Origin of the sequence: Halomarina oriensis, from assembly GCF_009791395.1 — an archaeon.
GTDB lineage: Archaea > Halobacteriota > Halobacteria > Halobacteriales > Haloarculaceae > Halomarina > Halomarina oriensis.
Genome location: NZ_WSZK01000005.1, coordinates 53,782 through 72,752 on the forward strand (window position 1 = coordinate 53,782; position 18,971 = coordinate 72,752).

14 protein-coding genes are annotated in these 18,971 nt (G+C 67.1%); 5 read left to right on the plus strand and 9 right to left on the minus strand.

The window, feature by feature from the left end:
* The first annotated feature begins 155 nt into the window (after window positions 1–155).
* The 5 genes from GQS65_RS01650 to GQS65_RS01670 all read left to right on the plus strand — a co-directional run bounded on the left by GQS65_RS01650 (window position 156) and on the right by GQS65_RS01670 (window position 5,349).
* Window positions 156–1,109 (plus strand): glycosyltransferase family 2 protein, encoded by a 954-nt coding sequence (locus tag GQS65_RS01650; RefSeq protein WP_158202933.1) that lies wholly within the window; start codon window positions 156–158, stop codon window positions 1,107–1,109.
* A gap of 66 nt (window positions 1,110–1,175) precedes the next feature.
* On the plus strand, window positions 1,176–2,078 hold the full coding sequence (locus GQS65_RS01655) for a hypothetical protein (protein ID WP_158202934.1): 903 nt from the start codon (window positions 1,176–1,178) through the stop codon (window positions 2,076–2,078).
* Between the two features lie 140 nt (window positions 2,079–2,218).
* Window positions 2,219–3,334 (plus strand): glycosyltransferase, encoded by a 1,116-nt coding sequence (locus GQS65_RS01660; RefSeq protein WP_158202935.1) that lies wholly within the window; start codon window positions 2,219–2,221, stop codon window positions 3,332–3,334.
* Between the two features lie 102 nt (window positions 3,335–3,436).
* Entirely contained in the window at window positions 3,437–4,072 is a 636-nt protein-coding gene (locus tag GQS65_RS01665; protein WP_158202936.1) for a helix-turn-helix domain-containing protein, read from the plus strand.
* Between the two features lie 71 nt (window positions 4,073–4,143).
* Window positions 4,144–5,349, plus strand: coding sequence for a glycosyl hydrolase (locus GQS65_RS01670; RefSeq protein WP_158202937.1), 1,206 nt, complete (start codon window positions 4,144–4,146; stop codon window positions 5,347–5,349).
* A gap of 36 nt (window positions 5,350–5,385) precedes the next feature.
* Here GQS65_RS01670 and GQS65_RS01675 read toward each other — a convergent pair whose 3' ends face one another.
* From GQS65_RS01675 to GQS65_RS01715, 9 genes are all read right to left on the minus strand, one after another.
* Window positions 5,386–6,345 carry a hypothetical protein gene (locus GQS65_RS01675; protein WP_158202938.1) on the minus strand — a complete coding sequence of 320 codons (960 nt, stop codon included), beginning with the start codon at window positions 6,343–6,345 and terminating at the stop codon, window positions 5,386–5,388.
* Entirely contained in the window at window positions 6,345–7,625 is a 1,281-nt protein-coding gene (locus tag GQS65_RS01680; RefSeq protein ID WP_158202939.1) for an antibiotic ABC transporter permease, read from the minus strand. Before GQS65_RS01680 ends, GQS65_RS01675 begins: the two co-directional genes overlap by 1 nt.
* Entirely contained in the window at window positions 7,622–8,704 is a 1,083-nt protein-coding gene (locus tag GQS65_RS01685) for a DUF354 domain-containing protein (RefSeq protein ID WP_158202940.1), read from the minus strand. The genes GQS65_RS01680 and GQS65_RS01685 overlap by 4 nt, the downstream gene beginning before the upstream one ends.
* Window positions 8,701–9,981: a nucleotide sugar dehydrogenase gene (locus GQS65_RS01690; RefSeq protein ID WP_158202941.1), complete on the minus strand. Its 1,281-nt coding sequence runs from the start codon at window positions 9,979–9,981 to the stop codon at window positions 8,701–8,703. Before GQS65_RS01690 ends, GQS65_RS01685 begins: the two co-directional genes overlap by 4 nt.
* A gap of 291 nt (window positions 9,982–10,272) precedes the next feature.
* On the minus strand, window positions 10,273–13,260 hold the full coding sequence (locus GQS65_RS01695; RefSeq protein WP_158202942.1) for a hypothetical protein: 2,988 nt from the start codon (window positions 13,258–13,260) through the stop codon (window positions 10,273–10,275).
* A gap of 204 nt (window positions 13,261–13,464) precedes the next feature.
* On the minus strand, window positions 13,465–15,828 hold the full coding sequence (locus tag GQS65_RS01700; protein WP_158202943.1) for a hypothetical protein: 2,364 nt from the start codon (window positions 15,826–15,828) through the stop codon (window positions 13,465–13,467).
* Between the two features lie 137 nt (window positions 15,829–15,965).
* Window positions 15,966–17,021, minus strand: coding sequence for a glycosyltransferase family 2 protein (locus GQS65_RS01705; protein WP_158202944.1), 1,056 nt, complete (start codon window positions 17,019–17,021; stop codon window positions 15,966–15,968).
* Window positions 17,022–17,524: 503 nt separating this feature from the next.
* Window positions 17,525–18,538, minus strand: a complete 1,014-nt coding sequence (locus GQS65_RS01710) for a DUF1616 domain-containing protein (protein ID WP_158202945.1) — start codon at window positions 18,536–18,538, stop codon at window positions 17,525–17,527.
* A gap of 100 nt (window positions 18,539–18,638) precedes the next feature.
* Window positions 18,639–18,917, minus strand: a complete 279-nt coding sequence (locus tag GQS65_RS01715) for a helix-turn-helix transcriptional regulator (RefSeq protein ID WP_368279756.1) — start codon at window positions 18,915–18,917, stop codon at window positions 18,639–18,641.
* Between the last annotated feature and the right edge of the window lie 54 nt (window positions 18,918–18,971).

Genomic DNA, 18,971 nt, shown 5'->3' on the forward strand with positions numbered 1-18,971 from the left:
TTTCGTGCCGTACGTACCAGTCATTGTCCATCAGTTCGCCCAGCCGGCCATTGTTATACCACTCCTAAGACCGTCCCGTCCGACGGAGTGGTATCGGACTCACACGGGGACAGGGGCTACCTAACCAAGTCGCCGGGGCCGCTGAGTTCGAACCGATGAGCGACGAGGCACCGCTGGTGAGCGTGGTCGTCCCGACGTACGGCCGCCCCGAGTACCTCACGGAGGCCGTCGAGAGCGTCCTCGGTCAGACCTACGACCACGTCGAAGTGGTCGTCGTCGACGACTGCTCGCCCGACCCCGTCGAACCGCAGGTGGCCGGTGTCGACCCCGGCGGTCGTCGGCTCCGTGTCGTCCGTCACGAGGAGAACCGGGGAGCGAGCGCCGCCCGGACGACGGGCATCGAAGAGAGCGACGGCGCGTTCGTCGCGTTCATCGACGACGACGACGTCTGGCTCCCCGAGAAGGTCGAGCGACAGCTCGCGGCGTTCGAGGACCCCGAGGTGGGCGTGGTCGCCACCGGCCTGCGCTACGAGGTCGGGGGCGAGACGTCGAACGTGCTCCGTCCGACCCTCTCGGGTGACGCGACGCTCAACCTGCTCTACGGCGAGCCGTTCGGGACGTTCTCGACGCTGATGGTCCGGCGCGAGGTGGTCGAGGCGGCGGGAACCCCCGACGAGCGGTTCCCGTGCTGGCAGGACCGCGAGTGGCCGATTCGACTCTCACGGCACTGTCTGGTCGACTCCATCGCCGACCCGCTGGTCGTCCACCGGATGGGCGACCACGGACAGATCACCGACGACTTCGAGGCGAAACGCGACGTGGCCTACCCGCTGTTCGTCGAGACGTTCCGTCCGCTGGCGGCGGAGTACGGTCCCGAGGCCGAGCGGAAACTCGTCTCCACGCGGGCGAACGTCGTCGGGATGTCGGCGCTCAAAGTCGGCAACCACGCCGACGCGTGCCGGTTCGCACGGCGGGCGCTTCGGGCGAACCCGGCCAGCGGACAGGCCTACCTGATACTGCTGCTCTCGCTCGGGGGACGACCGCTCTTTCGGACCCTCCAGCGGGCGAAGCGAGCGGTCGTCGAGCGGCGGAAGACCGGTACACTGTGACGGCGAACGGCCTCGACGAGCAGTAGAGAACTCATAACTATGCCGCCGGACGGTTTCGTGAGAACCATGTACTCGCTCTCTCAGGTTCGCCGAGCACTCGATGCGCCCTCGCTCATCCCCGAGGAGTTCAACCGACTCGCCTACCGACGGCTCAACCGCTGGTCGTACAACGAGGAGGGCGTCGACCTGTTCGAGGAGGACTGGGACAACCTGCTCATCCTCGACGCGTGTCGCCACGACATGTTCTGTGAGCGCAACGACCTCCCCGGCCGGACCGAGTCGCGTATCTCCCGCGGGTCGGGGACCTGGGAGTTCCTCCAGGCGAACTTCGCGGAGCGTGACCTGACCGACACCGTCTACGTCACCGCGAGTCCGATGCTCCACCGCAACAAGTCCGAACTCAACACGAGCCTCCACGCCGTCGTCAACGTCTGGCAGGAGGACGGCTGGGACGACGACCTGCGGACCGTCATGCCCGAGACGCTCGGGGAGTACGCCCGCGAGGCCGCCGAGCGCTACCCGAACAAGCGCCTCATCGTCCACTACCTCCAGCCCCACTACCCGTTCATCGGGCCGACGGGCCGCGAGCACTTCGACATCGACACGCTCGCCATCTGGGCGGAGAAGCGTGCCGGCAACCTCGACATCCCCGACGAGTACTTCGTGAAGGGTACCGAGGAGAGCCTCGACATCGTCCTCGACCACGTCTCGGAGCTGCTCGACGACCTGGAGGGACGTACCGTCGTCACCGCCGACCACGGCCAGGCGTTCGGCGAACGGGCGTTCCCGCTACCGATCAGGATGTACGGCCACCCGCTCGGCTCGTACCTCGACGAACTGGTCCGCGTCCCGTGGCACGTCTACGACAACGGCCCGCGCCGCGAGATAACGAAGGAGGAGCCGGTCGCTACCGAGGACGTCGACCACGACGTCGTCGAGGACCGGCTCAAACAGCTGGGCTACGTCTGAACCGGGCCGGACCGACGAGAGCGATAGCACACGATTCTTTTCTCCGACGACCCGCGACGCGCTTCGGCCACACACAGCGACCCGCTTTCGCCACATAGCGCGCGGATAACAAAGCCCGTCTCCGCCGAATCGAGGGACGAATGTCGAAGCAGGACGTCGAACCGCCCGACGAGCGCGTGGTTCGACCTTCGGTGCTGGTCGTCTACTCGGTGAAGAACCTCGGGAAGATAGCCCGTCACGTCGGCCCGCTGACCCGGTCGGCGGACGTGACGATGGTGTGTGTCGACGGCGACGAGAGCGTCGACGGTGTCGAGTACGTCACCGTCCCGGACGTCGGCTACCGGCCGCTGACACTCTTGTTGATGGCGTTCGCGGCGCTGGTCACCGCCCTCCGGGGCCGTGGCCGGTACGACGCCGTCGCCTCGTTCTCGCTGTTACCCAACGGCGTCGTCGCCCTGCTCGCCGGGCGACTCGCGGACGCACCGACCCACCTCGGAATCATCGGTATCGACCTCGACGTCCACGCGACCGCTCGGTACGGGCCGCTCGTCCGCTGGCTGGTCCGGCGGTTCGACGCCGTCACCGTCCCCGGCGAACCGTTCCGTGACCGACTCGCCGAACTCGGCGTCCCCCGCCGGCGCTCGTTCCGACTCGTCAACCCCATCGACGCCGACCGGTTCCGACCCGCACCCGACGAGGAGGTCGAGTACGACCTGCTGTGGATCGGTCGGTTCGACCCGGAGAAAGCGCCCGAGCGGTTCGTCGACGCGCTGGCGGAACTCGACGACCGGGGGGTGCCGTTCACCGCCGTGATGGCCGGGGACGGACCACTCCGGGCGGGCGTCGAGCGACGGGTTCGAGCGGCGGGGCTGGCCGACCGGGTCGACCGACCGGGGTGGGTCGACGACCCGCTCTCACTGTACCACCGCTCGGGCGCGTTCGTCCTCACCTCCGAGCGTGACGCGCTGCCGCTGACGCTCGTCGAGGCGATGGCGACGGGGCTCCCGAGCGTCGTCCCGCCCGTCGGGAACGTCCCCGACGTGGCTCGTGACGAGGAGACGGCACTCGTCGTCGACCCGATGACGCCCACGGCGCTCGCCGACGCGCTCGAAGCGCTCCTCGACGACGACAGCCTCCGGGAGGAACTCGGAACGAACGCCGCGACCATCGGCGAGGAGTACTCCTACGACGGTGCGGCCGACGACTGGCGACGGGTGCTCGACGCCCTCGTGTCGCCCGCCCCGAACGATGCCTAATCCCTATGGGTCGGGCGCGGCGCTCACCGTGGCCGTGACCGCCTCGCACACCACTACTGTTCGGGACAATCCTTTCGAGGAAACAGTTCAGTATTGAATACAATGACAGTCGTAGGGAAGTTGTCGGTGCGCGCGGAGGCGTTCGACCTCGGTCGGGCGCTCGTTGCGCAGGGTGTCCGTTTCGAACTCGAACGGACGGTGCAGTGTGACTCCCCGCTGTCGCTGTGGGTCTGGACGAATGACACCGGCGACTACCTCGACCGGGTCCACGAGCGGACGACGGTCACGCTCGACGTGGTCGACCACGTCGACGGTGGAGTGCTCTGTACCGTCGCACGCGACCCGGAGGCGAGCGGTCCGTCGCTGTTCGACCTGTTCGCGGACGCGGGGATGACGATACTCGCCGGCGGTGGCGACGACGAACGGTGGTCGTTCGAGGTCCGAGCGGAGAACCGGGGAGACGTCGACCGATTCCAGCGGACGGCCACCGACCACGGTATCGACGTCACGGTCGAGGGCGTCCAGCGCCTCTCCGGCCCGGCGACGATTCAGTCGGCGCTCACCGACTGCCAGCGGCAGACGCTCGTCGCCGCCTACGAGGGTGGGTACTACGACACGCCACGACGGGCGACGCTGGCGGACTTCGGCGAGCAGTTCGACATCACGCCGCGGGCGGTGTCACAGCGGCTCCGACGCGGTGTCGGCAACCTCGTCGAGGCGACGCTCATCGTCGAGTGAGACCCGCGGCGGTCGGTGGCGACGACCGGGACACGAAGCTTTGACCCTCCGGGGCGGAGTACCCCGGACGAATGCGGCTCCACGGCATCCACGACGGTCGCCTGTACGCCAGTACGGCACGGACGCTCTACACCGAACAGCGCACGAACGGGAGCGACGGCGTCGGCCGGTTCGTCGCGGACGGCGACCTCCCGAATCCACGGCTCGCGGGGTGGTTCCGACGCGAACTGTTCACCGGGTCGCCGTGGCGTCTCCTCTCCCGTCTCGTCGGGCGGTTCCCGACGACGAACGTCTGGCGTGACGACGCGGTGACGCTGGCGACACTCAACCGCTGGCTCGTCGCCTCCCACGACGGCGAACGAACCTGGACGCCGGTGTACGAACTCCCCCGGTCGTCGGGGCCGATGGGAGTCCTCCCGACGGCATGCTGCCGTGACGGCGACCGTCTCCTGCTCGGGGAGTACCCGCTCGGCGCGGACACCGCCCACCTCCTCGTCTCGACGGACGACGGCCGCTCGTGGCGACGCCTGCTCGCCGTCGACGGCGTGCGCCACGTCCACAGCGTCCTCCGTGACCCGTACACCGACGACGTGTGGGTGACGACGGGTGACCGCGATTCGGAGAGTCGCCTCTGTCTCCTCCGAGACGGTGAGAAAGGGAGCGAGACAGCGTCCGAGGGGAGTGACGACGCTGGCGACGACGAGCACGACGGCCCGTGGCTGGACGTGGTCGGAACCGGCAGTCAGCGCTGGCGAGCGGTCGACCTCGCGTTCACCGAGGACGCGGTGCTGTGGGGGATGGACTGCCTCTACGCCGACGAGAACCGCATCCAGCGCCTCGACCGCGAGACGCTGGCCGAGCGCGAACCGGGCGAACGACTCGACGAGGACGCCATCGAGACGGTCGGTGTCGCCTCCGGGTCGGTGTTCTACGCCGAGACGTGGGACCACGACGGCGAGCAGTACGTCGCACTGGTCACGGCGACGGAGACGGGCACCGACTCGACGGCCGACGGCGACCGGGCCGTCAACCGGACCGGGACGGCGGACGTGCTGGTCTCCTCGTCGGCCTCCGGGTTCGAACGCTGGGAGACGCTGGCGAGCTACCAGAAGAAACCCGCGCTGGCGGACTCGTTACCGGGCGTCGAGTCCGCGTCGGGGTACGTCTACGTCGCCGCCGACGAGCGCGGCCTGTTCGTCAACCCGTTCAACACCGCCGAGGACGACGGGAAGGTACTTCGCGTCTCATCCGAGCGGGTCGCGTCGCTGCTGGAGTGAGGCGGTGTGAAACGAGAGCGCGGACCTCCGAGCGAACTACAGGTAGCCGAGGTCTTTCAGCCGTTCTTCGGTGCCCTCGACGAGTTCGTCGTCGGTCGACGCCTCGGCGACGACCTCCTTGCGCTCTGCACCCTCGATGACGAGCCACGGCACCTTCACGAGGTGCTCGCTGTAGACGCCCTCGGGATGGCCGTAGAGGCCCATCGGGACGGGACACGGCTCGGGGTGTTCGCCGAGCAGGTTGCCGTGGTCGGAGGTGACGACGGTGGTGCCCTCGAGGTCGTCGATGAGGTCCGGGAGCGATTCGAGCGCGATGTCGAGGTTCTCGCGGTAGGCCTCCCAGACGGTGGCCGTATCGACCTTCCCGCGCTTGAGTTTGTCCCAGACGTGTTCGTTGTCCTGTTCGGCGTCGTCGCCGTCGGCCATCCGCTTCGACAGTTCCATCCCCGCCTGTGCACCGATTTTCTGACCAGTGGGTCCGACGAACGGGTAGTGCGGTTGGACGTAGTGGGCGACGAGACGCTTGTCCGGGTAGCGCTCGGCGGCCTTCCGAACCTCCTCGCTCATGACCTCCGGGTGGACCGTGTTCAACTCGTCGTCCCAGTGGTCCTGCCAGACCGAGACGACGTCGTGGAACGTCCCGCTCGGGAGGCGGACGTTGATCTGTGGGTTCGCCGTGACGTAGACGGTGTCCTCGAACGTCTCGCCCTCGAAGTTCTCGCGGAGGAACTCGGGGGTGTTCGACCCGCGCGAGACGCGCGATTCGAGCGTTCCGGGGAGCTGGTGTTGCTGCTCGAACATGTCGTAGCGACACGCGTCGAGGATGAGCAGGTTGTCCCAGTCCTCGTCCATCACGTAGAAGCCGTCGTTGCCCTTGTACTGGAAGTACGGTTTGACGACACACTTCTCGACGGCGAACTGCGCGACGACCGAGCGCCACCAGTTCGCGTCGTTCCAGTTCTTGCGGATGCTGTTACCGATCGCTTCGTAGTCCATTAGTCGGCCTCCGTTTCCGCCGTCGGGTCGTCCGTCGTCTCGCCGTCCAGCATCGAGTACCGGAGATGCTCGGCGAGCGAGTACGCCATCCACGCCTCACACCAGCGCATCAGCGTGAAGCGCTTGGTGTAGAAGCGCTGTTTCCGGAACCAGAACCTGCCGTTGCCGGCGTAGAGGTTCCCGAGCACCCAGTCGACGATACGCCGGGCGAAGGCGTGGTCGCCGGCCATCGAGAAGACGATGATACCCTGGGTCGCGGCGTGGATGTCCTTGGGGAACTTCGCGTCCTCCTCCCAGTTCGGTGCGCCATCGTCCTCGAACAGCACGTTGCGGTAGAACTCCAGCGACGTCTCGATGGTGTCGGCGTGGCGGTCCTCGCCGGTGACCTCGCGGTAGCGCAGGAACCCCTCGATGATGAACCCGTTGTGGTGGTTGTCCATCGAGAGGTGTGAGGCGCTGGGCGGGTCGCGGTAGGTCCAGCCGCCGATGTCGTGCTGTTTCGTGGCGACGTAGTCGAGCAGCTTCGCAGAGCGCTCTCTGAGTTCCTCGTCGCCGAAGTACTCGTAGAGGTCGATGAGCATCCGGGCGGCGATGGCCCCGCAGTTGAGCGTGTAGAACTCGCCGGTGTACTCGGGCTGGTACTTGATGCGGGCACCGCCCTCCAGTTCCCGGTACTCCAGGTCCTGGTAGACGAACTCGGTGGCGGTCTTCGCTATCTCCGCGTAGCGCTCCTCACCGGTCCGCTCGGCCATTCGCAGGAGTGCCTTCACCGCGAACGAGGTGGGAATCGCGTTCGGCATGTACGCGTCCCGGCGCTCGTCGAGCAGTTGCATCTCGTGGGTGTGCCCGCCGGCGAAGCCGGCGAACCCCTCGGCGGCGTTGTCGACGAGCCACTCCGCCAGTTCGACGGCCTCGCGGTCGTACATCTCGTCGCCGGTGACGTCGCTCGCGGTGAGGTTCGCCATCGAGAACAGCGCACTGCCCTTGTAGTTCTGGCGGCGCTCGACGAGGAACAGCGGGCGGAGGTTGATGGGCGCCCGCTTGATGCCCTCCTGGACGGCGATGTTGACCCACTTGTTGTCGAACGGGAGGCCCTTCAGCACGCGCGAACTCATCCCGTCGAAGTAGTCCCAGCCGGTGTAGTCGCGCTCGCGGGCGTACCGGAGCGTATCGAGCATGAGTCCGGCGAGGAACTCGTCGCGGCGGGCGGGCGGCGTCGTCCCGACGCGGGCGGTGGCGTCGTCGGTCTCGACAGCCTCACCCTCACCCTCGACGCTCATCGCGTCACCTCGTCGACGACACCGTCGGTGATGTCGACCACCTCGTCGCGCACGCGCCGTGCACGGTCGAGGTCGGGTTGGACGTCGCCCTTCGAGAGACCGGTGAGGTAGTCGACGATGTCGTCGGGGGCACGCGAGTGAAAGACGCGGTCCTGTTCGACCAGTCGCTGGTCGACCGACAGCATCGTATGTGGGAAAAAGGAGACCGCGGGCTTCGCCATCGCGGCGGCCTCGCGGCCCATCGTCCCCGACCCGGTGAGGGTACAGTCGGCGTGCCACGCCAACTGGAGGCCGGGGAGCGGTTCGTCCGGGACGAACACGCGGTCCGTCGAGTACGGCGCGGCGTGTTTCCGGTCGCCCGGTCTGCGGGGCAGGTAGACGACGTTCATGCCGGCGTCGACGATACGGTCGAGCACCTGCGGGACGAGCGACTCCTCGGGTTCGAGGTCGACGTACGCCGCCCCGATGGCCTCGGGCCGGACGACGACGAACTCCTCGAACGGGAGGCGGTCGAGGAAGTCGGGGTCCGGTTCGAAGTCGGCGACACAGACCTCCTCTTTGAACCCGTCGTAGGTGTGGATGGAGTCGCGGGACGCACCGTACTCGGTGAGTTCGGCGAGCTGGAACGCGTCGGGGACGACGTGGGCCGTCGCCATCGCCCGGAAGTAGTTGAACCCCTCCTCGACGAGCGGCGTGTCGAGGTAGTAGGTGATGTCGTTGTCCGTGAAGTGGATGGAGGGGATGCCGTGGACCTTCGAGGCGAGCACGCACATCGCGTTGCGCTGGGAGAGCGACACGTCGGCGTCGGGCGTGTCGGCCGCCAACTGGAGCGTCCGCAGGGGGACGCCGGCGGTGCGGAGCCACTCGTTGTCGTAGTCCTTCCCGCGGACGGTGAACTCGAAGCCGGCCTGTTCGGCCAGCGAGACCGTCTCGGTCTTCTCGCGGGCGGTGACGACCGTCGGTCGGTCGAGGCCGTCGGCGACGGCTTTGAAGAAGACCGGGTGCGAGGGGCTGGCGAGGTCGATCCAGACGCGCTGGCCGAGGCTACGCGCGGGCGACCGCTGCTCGGCGACCGTCATAGCCCGACCACGTCGAAGCCGGCCGCCGTCCACGTCTCGGCGTCCATCGTGCCCTTCGTGTCGAGCAGGAGGTCGCCGCGCATCTTCGAGCGGATCTCGTTCGCGTCGAGGGCACGGAACGCGTCGTGGTCGGCCGTGACGACGATGGCGTCGGCGTCCGTGACCGCCTCGTCGACGTCGACGAGGTCCAGTCGGTCGTCGTCGACCATCGGGTCACAGAGCCGGGTCTCGACGGCCATGCCGCCGTCGGCGATGGCCTTCTCCGGAACCGCCTGCTGGAGCGCCCCGGCGAGTTTCAGCCCCGGCGAGTTGCGCGTGTCGTCGACGTTCGCCTTGTAGGCGACGCCGAGGACGGCGATACGCTTGCCCGCCAGCGTCCCTAAGTGCTCTTCGAGCAGGTCGACGACCACGTCCGACATGCCGTCGTTGACCCGACGAGCGCTGTAGATGAGGTCGAGCGCGTCCGAGTCGTGTGCGAAGAACAGCGGGTCGACGGGCAGGCAGTGGCCGCCGACGCCCGGCCCCGGCTGGAGGATGTCGACTCGTGAGTGGCGGTTGGCCAGCGCGATGGCCGCGCGGGAGTCCACGCCGTAGTCGCGCGCGACGTTCGACAGTTCGTTGGCGAACGCGATGTTCGTGTCGCGGTAGGCGTTCTGTGCGAGTTTGACGAACTCCGCGGTGGTCGCGTCGGGCGTGCGGTGGACGGTCCCGTCGATACACGGCTCGTAGAGCGCGGCGACGTGGTCCGTCGACTCCTGGTCGACACCGCCGACGAATCGGTCGTTGTGCGTCAGTTCGTGGAGGATGTTCCCCGGCAGCACCGTCTCCGGGGAGTACGCGAGGTGGAAGTCCTCGCCCGCACGGAGCCCCGAGCGTTCGAGCGCCTCGCGGAGCGGTCCCTCGGTCGTTCCGGGAGGGACCGTCGATTCGAGGAGGACCGTGTCGCCCTCGCGGAGGACGTTCGTGATACCCTCCGCGGCCGAGAGGACGTACTCCAGGTCCGCACGCTCGGCCTCGAAGTCCAACGGCGTCGGTACGCAGATCACGTGAACGTTCGCCGGCTCGACCGTGTTCGAGGGGACGAGCGTCCCGTCGTCGAGCGCCTCCACGATGTAACGTTCGAGGTCCGCCTCGCCGAGGCGAAGCTCCCGACGGTGGAGTCGGTCGAGTTTCCGCTCGTCGACGTCGTAGCCGACGACTTCGTTCCCGTTGTGAGCCAACAGTGCGGCCGTCGGGAGCCCGACGTACCCGAGACCGTGAACGCACACCGTAGTCATCGTCGACCCTCCACGGGAGACACCCGCTGTCGACGCGTCAGAGGGGAGTGCCGTGACATCGTCATCTGGCTGTATATCCGGCAGACCGGCCCTTTGTTATGACTCGCCTGTCGCCACGAGCAACCGTGATGGTCCGCGACAGCGACCGACGAACCGACGGGAATCGGAGGCTCGTGGCGACACCGACGAGCGACGGGACGCCGCCGCTACCGGTCGGAGAGGCGAGAGAACAGCGTTATGTTCGACGTAACAGGGGCACAGCGCGGCGAGTGGTGACGGTTCTCAGACAGCTCAGTTACTCTGGAACCGGAGGGTCGCCGACCCGTCCATGTCGAAGCCGGTCAGCGTCCCGGCGAAGCGGTAGGCGTCGCGCTCGCCCTCGACGGTGCCGGTCACCGTGCCGCCCTCGATGGTGTCTTCGGCCTCGACCGTGCCGAGTTCGAGGCTCTTGGCGACGTGGCCGTCCACGGAGAACCGGTAGTCACAGCGACCACTCGAACCCGTCCCGTCCACGACGATGAGGTCGAGGAGTCGTGCGTCCTCGCCCGTACCGAGCAGGTCGGGGCTGACCTGCGTGCCGTTGACGTAGACCGCCGCCGTCCCGGTGAGCGAGAAGTCCGTGATGGACCCCGAGAACCGGTAGCTGTCGACACCGCCGCCGGTGACGGCCCCCTCCGCGCTCTTCTCGGAGATGTTGTCCGCGGCGTCGAACGTACCCTTATCGGGGTTGACGACGACCGAGCCGTCGGTCGTGAACCGGTAGGAGGCGACCTCGTCGGGGGCACCGACGATGGAGACGGTGTTCTCCGGTAGTCCCTCGGCGTCGACGAGCGACTGCGGGTCGACACGCTCGTTGTCGAGGTAGACCGTCGCAGTGCCCGTCTCGAACTCGAAGTCGGTCACCTCACCCGTGAACTCGAAGAGGTCCTTGCCGCCGGCGACGTGACCGGTGACGCTCGACCCGCCGTTGGGCGTCTCCTCGCCGTCTTCTTTCGAGTAGATACCCTCCGACACCTCGACGCGGTAACGGGCGTAGTCGCCGTTGCCGAGGATGAGCAGTTCGTGGGGGCCGTCGCTCGTACCGCCGTGACCCGTGTCACCGTCGTCCGAGTCGTCACCACCGTCCGAACCACCGGAGCCACTGTCCGAACCACCGGAGTCGCCGGTCGAATCGTCCGAATCGTCCGAGCCGTCGTCGGTGGTCTGCTGGGTCTTCTCGACGAGTTCGTCCGGCGTGACCGCCTCGCCGTCCAGTCGGAGGTCCGCCTCGCGGCGCGTGAACTCGAAGGACTCGACCGCACCCGTGATGCGGTACGGGTCGACGCCACCGGCGAGGTGGCCCTTCACGCTCGACGCGCCGTTGGGCGCCTCTTCGCCGTCTTCCAGCGACACGATGCCGCCGGTGACGCTGAACTGATAGCGCGTGTAGTCGCCACGGCCGACGACCTCGAGTTCGTACTCGCTCGGCGTGCTGCTGTCACCGTCCGAGGCGGAGTCGTCACCGTCGTCGGACGAACCGTCGTCGCTCGACGAGCCGTCGTCCCGCCTCGTCGCCTCGGGGACGTCCTCGGGTGCGACCCGCTCGCCGTTGACGTAGACGTTCGCGCTCCCCGTCTCGAACTCGAAGGTCGTCACCTCGCCCGCGCCGTCGAAGAGGAACCCGTCGTTGCTCCCGGCGACGATGCCCTTGGCCGTCTTGCCGTTGATCTCGCTCTCGGGTGGGTTCTCCGGGTCGGGTCTGAGTTCGTGGCTGCACTCGAAGGCGTAGCGCGTGAACTCGCCGATCCCCTCGACGAGCAACGACTGCTCGCCGTCGTTCGAGCCGTCGACCGGGGACGACGCTCCCGAGTCCGAGTCGTCGCCGTCGTCCGAACCGTCCGATGCGTCGGACGAGCCGCCCATGCTCGGCAGTGGACAGCCGTCGCTCTGGGAGATGCCGCTCGTGTCGACCGAACTGCTGCCGAAGACGGTCGCCCGACCGCCGACGTTGATGTTGGTGTTCTGGACTGTGCAGTTCCGTGCGTTCCGAATGCAGATACCGTCCGCGTTGCCGTCGACCTGGACACAGCTGTCGGTGATGGTCGAGCCGTGCCGACGGTCGAGGACGATAGCGCCCTTGCCGTCCATGTCACCGCTGCCGGTGACGCTCACGTTCCGGATGTCGATGTCCCACGGCTTCGAGGGCGTCTTGTGTGCGGAGAGTCGCTGGTTGCCGGGGTCACGACACCAGATGCCGGGCATGTTGTCGACGTCGACCTGGACGCGCGTGTCGTGAATCTCGAAGTTCCCCTCGGAGTTGTTGATGGTGATACCGGCCTGTCCGGGCTTGTACGTCGATTTGATGATGACGTCGGTGTCGTAGATGCCGCCGCCGGACTTGCCGAACTGGGCGCTGGAGAAGTAGACGCCGTTCGTCCCCGTCGGGTAGTCGCTGTGGTCGATGACGTTGTCGGGGTGCGCGTTGTCCCAGTCCATCAGGATGGTGCAGTTGCGCAGTTCCGAACCCGCACCGGTGCGGATGACGGCCATGTCGTTGTTCTCGAAGTGACAGCCGTCGAAGACGATCTTGCCGGGGTGCTTCCCGGTGTAGAGGCCACCGTCGCCGCCCTGGTTGGCGATGGTACAGTCCTTGAAGTTCAGCCGTCCCTCGTGAGCGTTGAAGACGCCGCCACCGCCGTCCGAGGAGCCGTGGCCGGCGAAGACGGACGGCCCGGTCTTGGAGTAGTTGACGATGTTCCCGACGCCGCCGGCGGTGCTGATGAACGGCATGATGGACCAGCGGCAGTACGGTTCGCGCCCGGAGAACCCGATGTGGTCGACGTCGTGGACCTCGAGGTTGTCCGCCGCACGGAGCGCGTTCCCGATGTCCCCACCGGTCCGGTCGTCGGTGTTGTCGAACGTCAGGTTCTCGACGAGGAGGCCGTCGGAACTCGGTCGGGAGTTGATGAAGCGACCGGACTTCCCGTTCGAGGTGCGGAAGACGACGTCGCTCGGTTCGTCACCCAGTCCACGGATGCCCCAGTTGGTGAGGCTCCCCTGGACGGGACCGGTCTTGTCGCCCGAGCCACGGAAGACGTACTCGCCCGCGGGGACCTCGATGAGGAGTCCGTCGTCGGTCGGGACGCTGATCTCCCGGTCCCCGTTGGGGTCCCAGCCGAGGTCCTCGACCGCGTTCACGACACGGTCGAACGAGATGCCGTGTCGGGAGGCCGCCGCCGCGGCCGTGCCGGTGGCCGCCGCCGTCCCCATCGCGGCCGCCGCAGCCGCACTCAGCTTCATGTACGAACGCCTGTTAAGCAATGATTTACGCCCGCTAGAGGCCGTCTCGCTACCGTCTTCTTCGCTTTCCGGTTCGGGTGCCGCGTCGTGTGCCATACAGGACGAAAGCATATCCTTACCATAAAAAGAATTGCGGGCAACTGTATTATCCTGGCCGTAGAAGTCCGCTACGCCTGTTCCCGTGCGACGGTGCGACGTGCCCGCTCAGACCGGGCTTCGCGCCCCGAGGAGGGCGTCCGCGAGCGACCCGGTGGTGTTCCCGCCCGTCCCGTTCCCGCCGGTGGTCGGCCCGTCCGTGGTACCACCGCCAGTCCCCGCGTCACCGCCGTCGGTGGTGTTGTCGGCACCGCCGCCAGCGCCAGCGTCACCGTCACCGGTCCCTGCGCCGTCGTCACCGCTGCCGTCGCCCGCGGTCCCGTCGTCGGTTCCGGCACCGTCGTCTGTGCCACCGCCGTCTCCGGCGCCACCGTCCGTCCCGTCACCGGCCCCAGCACCGTCGCCCGTCCCGTCGCCGGTGTCAGCGCCGTCATCGCCCGTCGTGTCGTCGGCCGTCTCGCCGTCGTCCGCCTCCCCGTCGTCACCGCCGTCGTTCGGCGCGTCCGTCTGTTCGGGCGTCACCTCGGGGATGGGCGTCCCTTCCGGTTCGGGCGTAGCGGTCGGGTCGGAGGCGGCGTCCTCTCCGCCATCGGCCTCCCCCTCGTCGCTCGACCCGTCGTCACCAGCGGCGTCGTCGGTGTCCCCGTCGCCGCCGTCGGTGTTCTGCTGAGCCTGCTGGTCGGAGTCGACGTAGTAGAGCGTGAACTCACCGTTGCTCATCACTCGACTGATTCCCGCCTCCTCCTCTATCGAGTCGAAGCCCTCCTGCGTGTAGCGGACCTCCTCGTACGCGCCGACCTCCTTCTTCTGGTCGTACTCCGTTATCACGAGATAGTACGGTCTGCCCGCGTACGACGTGAGTTCGTTGTCGGTGAAGTTCTGGTTGCTCGGTGCGTCGTACTTCAGAACGTGTGGCGCGCGGAGCGCGTCCTCGTAGCGTTCGGGACCCGACCGGAGACCGGTCCAGCGCGCCTCGTTGTTGTCGTACTGGAAGCCCGTCTCGTAGCCGTCGGACATCTGCTCGCTGACGCCGTTGGTGGTCAGCGAGACGTACGGCGAGGGGAACACCACCAGCAACGACAGCAGCAGCCCCCCCAGGATGGCGATGGCCGCGACCACGCGTATCGTCCGCTCGTACTGGCCCGTCGAGACGGCGCGGTAGAACGAGTGGAGCATCACCGCCCCGAGGATGGTGGCGATGACCATGGCGAACCCGACGTGTCGGAAGAAGTACCGCGAGACGCTCCCGACGAAGTGTGCGAGGAAGAACGGACCGAGGACGAGCCCACTGTACGCGAAGTACGTGACGGCCTCGTTGCGCTCGCTGGAACCGGTGCCGTCGTCGAGGCGACCGGCGAGCGCCACCAGCACGAGGATGGCCGCGAGGGCGACGAACACCGACTTCACGAAGAACAGCTTCATGAACAGTTCGATGACGTTCACGCCCGCATCGGACGCCGAGGCGGCGCGGTTGCCACAGGTCTCACAGGTCTCCCCGCCGATGAAGATGTACCGATAGACGGAGTCGTACACCCGCCCGAACATCCGGTAGACGATCTCGTAGCGACTCGCCCAGAGGACGTAGAAGCCCGCGAACAGCACGGTCGGTGCGACCAGCGAGCGGGCCTCGGCGAACGCACTGCCTCCGGGGAGGATGCCGTGGAACTTCTGTACGAGGGCGATGGTCCCGAACAGGATGAGCACGTTGAGCGCGACCTGCCCGTGTATCACGATGGAGGCGACCGCGCTCAAGAACAGCAGGAAACCGGTCGCGGTGAAGCCGTTGGCGAGGCCCCGCGAGCGCCGCGAGAGATACTCGAACAGCAGGAACAGCACGACGGGGAAGAAGAACGTCGCCAGCGAGTACGGGTGGAAGTCGAGGTACGTCGAGATGTTCGTGACCGGCATGAACAGACACGCCGCGAAGACGGCGATGGCCGTCCCCGCGAGGTCGTCGACCAGCATCCGCACGGTCAGCGGGACGAAGACGAGAAAGCCCAGCGAGAGCAGTTGGACGAACAGCATCATCGACTTCGGGACGGTCAGCCCGGTGATGGCGGTGATGAGACCGACGGCGCTGTGGCCGCCGGGGTAGAAGATGTCCATCGCCCCCATCTCGCCGGAGACGATGCCACGCGCCCAGCCGAGGTGTGTGAGGGCGTCGGCCTGCCCGTAGCCGTAGTAGCCACGGACCGTCGGCATGAAGATGAGCAGCGCCACGGCGAGGATGGCGAGGACCAGCGCCGTCGGCACGAGCCACCCCTTCGGTCGGAGCGCGGTGACGCCGACGGCGACGACGAGCGCGATCGCCATGCCGAGCCAGACCGTGATGGGGGTCGCCCCGTAGATGGAGAGCTCGTACCCCTGTGCGGGCGCGAAGTGCGCTCTGACGATGGCGAACGCGAGGGCGAGGAAGCCGACGATGAGGAGGAGCTTCGAGCGACGACGTCGCGTCGTGTCCTCGTACTTCATCGTCTCTCCTCCGGTGGCGGGGTCATTGCTTTCGTCATCACAGCAGATGTGGCGGCTTTGTTACCGTGGCGTTACCGTTCGGCACGTCCGATAGCCGTCGATTAGTCGTGAGGGTAGTTCTCACTAGCGATACGCCGTCACTCGGCCTCGGCCGCCAGGTGGGCGTTGAGTCGGACGTCGAACGCGAGGGCGGCGACGAGCAGCAGGCCGCCGACCAGGAGGGCGAGCGACGAGACGAGCGCCGGGACGAGCGACCCCTGTGCCCAGAGCACGAACGAGTAGGCGGTGCTGACGACGCCGACGAGCAGGGCGGCGACGGCGAACGCGTAGCACAGCGCGATGGGGTGGAACCCCCCACGGAGGTACTTCGACTCGACCCGCCGGCCGAAGTTGCGCGCGAGCAGCACCGACACCCGCGGGATGAACGTCTCGTAGCGGATGGTGCTCGTCTCGTTGCCGTACACCGCCGGATGCGGGACGTCGGCGACGCGGGCGTCGAGCAGGTTCAGCTTCGCCAGGATGTCGTTCTCGAAGCCGTAGTCGGCGTACAGACCGTCGATGTCCAGTCGACGCAGCATCTCGCTGGAGATGGCGGCGTAGCCGTTCTGAGAGTCACCAACCGCCCAGTACCCCGTCGAGAACTTCGTCAGGAACGAGAGCACGTGGTTCCCGAACAGGCGGAAGCGGGACATACCCGCCCAGCCGCCGCCGGCCATCAGGCGGTTGCCCTTCGTGTAGTCCGCCCGGTCTTCGACGATGGGGTCGAGCAGGTGGTCGAGTACCTCCGGGTCCATCTGGCCGTCGCCATCCATCATGGCGACGACGTCGATGTCGTCGGCGAGCGCGTGCTCGAACCCGCGCTTGACGCTCGCGCCACGGCCCATGTTCCGCTCGTTCCGGAGCGGGACGACCGGACCGACGGGGTTCTGTCCGCCGTCCGTGAGCGTCGTCTCGGACTCCGAAGCGGTGGCGAGGGGCACGGTCGCCCTGGCGTCGATGCTGGTCTCCTCGGTGCGACGGCGGTTGACGCGGGCTGCAGCCTCCTGAATCTCCGTCCACGTCTCGTCGGTCGAGCGGTCGTCGATGACGTAGGCCCGGTCGACGTAGTCGGGAATCGTCTCGATGACGTCCCCGACGAGTCCGGCCTCGTTGTACGCCGGAACGACGACGCCGATGGAGTTGTTACGGTACATCGTCACCACTCGCCGTCGTGACGGCGACATCGTCGGCGGTGTCGACGTGCGACTGACCGCCTCTCGTCCGTAGTTCGTGTGCGTGCTGCATGGATGTGTTCGGACCTCGCCGCCTCGTGGGGCGAGCTCGGCTACTAGAGTACACCGTTGTGTGACGCTTTGTTATGTGGAACTTGCAAGCAAGACGACCCGAAACAGCCGCAGGATAGGGTCGTAGTAAATCGGATAGGGAATCGCCTAAGACACCGCTGTCGTCGGTCAGCGACCCGATAACGTCGTTCAGACGGTGACTCGTCCGTCACCGGCGACGTTTGCCGACACTTCGGCCCGCCAGTGACCGTTGTCGGGGAGGAGAGAAGAACGCCCGTGGAGCACCACGTGGCAGCCGTCAGACTGCTCGAAGGGGACGTGACGAGAGAGAGAGAGCGCCGAGCGGGTCGGACGCTCGGAGCGGTCGGTCGAAGAGGGCGGTGGTGGCCAGAACGAACCGGGGCGGCGACTGCTCAGTCGTCCTCGGACGACCCGACCGACACCGAGTGATACGCGTACGCTTCGAGTTCCGGGGAGTCGATGCTCGCGCCGGCGGGCACCGGTCCCTCGAACAGGAGGTACGTCAGCCGGACGTTCTCACCCTGGAGTCGGAGCGTCGCTTGATGCGGGTTGATCCACTCCTGACCCGGTTCGAGCGCCTGACGGTAGCGGTTGAGTTCGCTCACCCGCTGGAGGTTCCCCTGGTCGTCGTAGCGCTGGACCTGCACGACGACGGTGTACTCGACGGTGCGGTCCTTGGCGTTCTTGACGTAGAACGCCGAATCGACGCTCGTGCCCGGCGAGACGCCTTCCTCCATGTTGTCGGGCGTCTCGGCGACGAAGTCACCGGTCGCGTTGAGATAGCCGGCACCGACGTAACTCGACTCCTGGGCGTCCAGCGGCGCGGCGATGGCGTAGCCGCCGGCGACGAGTGCGAAGGCGACGGAGAGACCGAGGCCCACCGAGAGGAGCACGTCCGTCCGCGACCCCTCGGTCGTGCTGCCGGCGACCGCACGCCAGTAGCCGATGGGTGGGCCGTAGCGTTCGTCCGCCGAGAGTCGCCAGCGGCGAATCGCGGCGACGACCGTGAACAGCGCGGCCGCACCCGACAGGCCGACGATTGACGTCTCGGTGCTGAACGGGCCGGGTTCGAAGGCGACGAGCAACCCGACGACGGGGAGCAGCGCCAGCGACAGGCCCAGACCGAGGGCGACGCGTTCGGTCGTGTCGACGCCCGAGGGGCGCTCGCGCACCCGGTCGAGCAGCGAACCGCGTCGTTCACGGACCGGTGCGCGCGGGAAGGCCGCCGCCGCGAGCGCGTACCCCGGCACGAAGACGACGAGCGGGAGCGTCACCAGCACACGCAGCGTGTTGCCGGGGGCTCCCAGTGCGTTCGACGCGAGCAGTCCGTTGACGGCCCCGAGATACAGTAAGACGAGGATGAGGTCGAACGGGATGGTCGAGACGCGCGAGCGACGAGCGCTCACGGTCCCGCCCTCCCGTCGTGAGTGAGACGAGCGGACGACATGCTATCGTGAGTTCGTAAACCGCAGTGGCGCATTGTTATAGGGCTACTATGGCCGCGACTCAGTCGAAGCTGATGTACTGCTGTTCCCACTCTCGCCGGTTCTCCAGGGCCTCCATCCCGGTGTCCGACACCGCGTAGTAGTTCGTTCGACGGTCGATCTGTCCTTTCTCGACGAGTTCTCGGTTGACGAGCACGTCGAGGTTCGGGTAGAGACGCCCATGTGTGATTTCCCGGCCGGTGTGTGCTTCGAGCTCTTCTTTGACGGACTGGCCCGAGGCCCGGTCGAGTCCAGCGATGACGTACAGTAAGTCCCGCTGGAACCCGGTCAGGTCGAATATCTGCATGACGTGTTAAAATATCGGATAACCGATTTTGTTAGTCACCAAGTAAAT

Excerpts from the sequence above, each read along its gene's own strand:
- GQS65_RS01705 (WP_158202944.1), bottom strand. The coding sequence starts at position 17,021 with ATGTACCGTAACAACTCCATCGGCGTCGTCGTTCCGGCGTACAACGAG.
- GQS65_RS01650 (WP_158202933.1), top strand. The coding sequence starts at position 156 with ATGAGCGACGAGGCACCGCTGGTGAGCGTGGTCGTCCCGACGTACGGC.
- GQS65_RS01655 (WP_158202934.1), top strand. The coding sequence starts at position 1,176 with ATGTACTCGCTCTCTCAGGTTCGCCGAGCACTCGATGCGCCCTCGCTC.
- GQS65_RS01675 (WP_158202938.1), bottom strand. The coding sequence starts at position 6,345 with ATGGACTACGAAGCGATCGGTAACAGCATCCGCAAGAACTGGAACGAC.
- GQS65_RS01665 (WP_158202936.1), top strand. The coding sequence starts at position 3,437 with ATGACAGTCGTAGGGAAGTTGTCGGTGCGCGCGGAGGCGTTCGACCTC.
- GQS65_RS01700 (WP_158202943.1), bottom strand. The coding sequence starts at position 15,828 with ATGAAGTACGAGGACACGACGCGACGTCGTCGCTCGAAGCTCCTCCTC.
- GQS65_RS01685 (WP_158202940.1), bottom strand. The coding sequence starts at position 8,704 with ATGACGGTCGCCGAGCAGCGGTCGCCCGCGCGTAGCCTCGGCCAGCGC.
- GQS65_RS01670 (WP_158202937.1), top strand. The coding sequence starts at position 4,144 with ATGCGGCTCCACGGCATCCACGACGGTCGCCTGTACGCCAGTACGGCA.
- GQS65_RS01695 (WP_158202942.1), bottom strand. The coding sequence starts at position 13,260 with ATGAAGCTGAGTGCGGCTGCGGCGGCCGCGATGGGGACGGCGGCGGCC.
- GQS65_RS01690 (WP_158202941.1), bottom strand. The coding sequence starts at position 9,981 with ATGACTACGGTGTGCGTTCACGGTCTCGGGTACGTCGGGCTCCCGACG.
- GQS65_RS01660 (WP_158202935.1), top strand. The coding sequence starts at position 2,219 with ATGTCGAAGCAGGACGTCGAACCGCCCGACGAGCGCGTGGTTCGACCT.
- GQS65_RS01680 (WP_158202939.1), bottom strand. The coding sequence starts at position 7,625 with ATGAGCGTCGAGGGTGAGGGTGAGGCTGTCGAGACCGACGACGCCACC.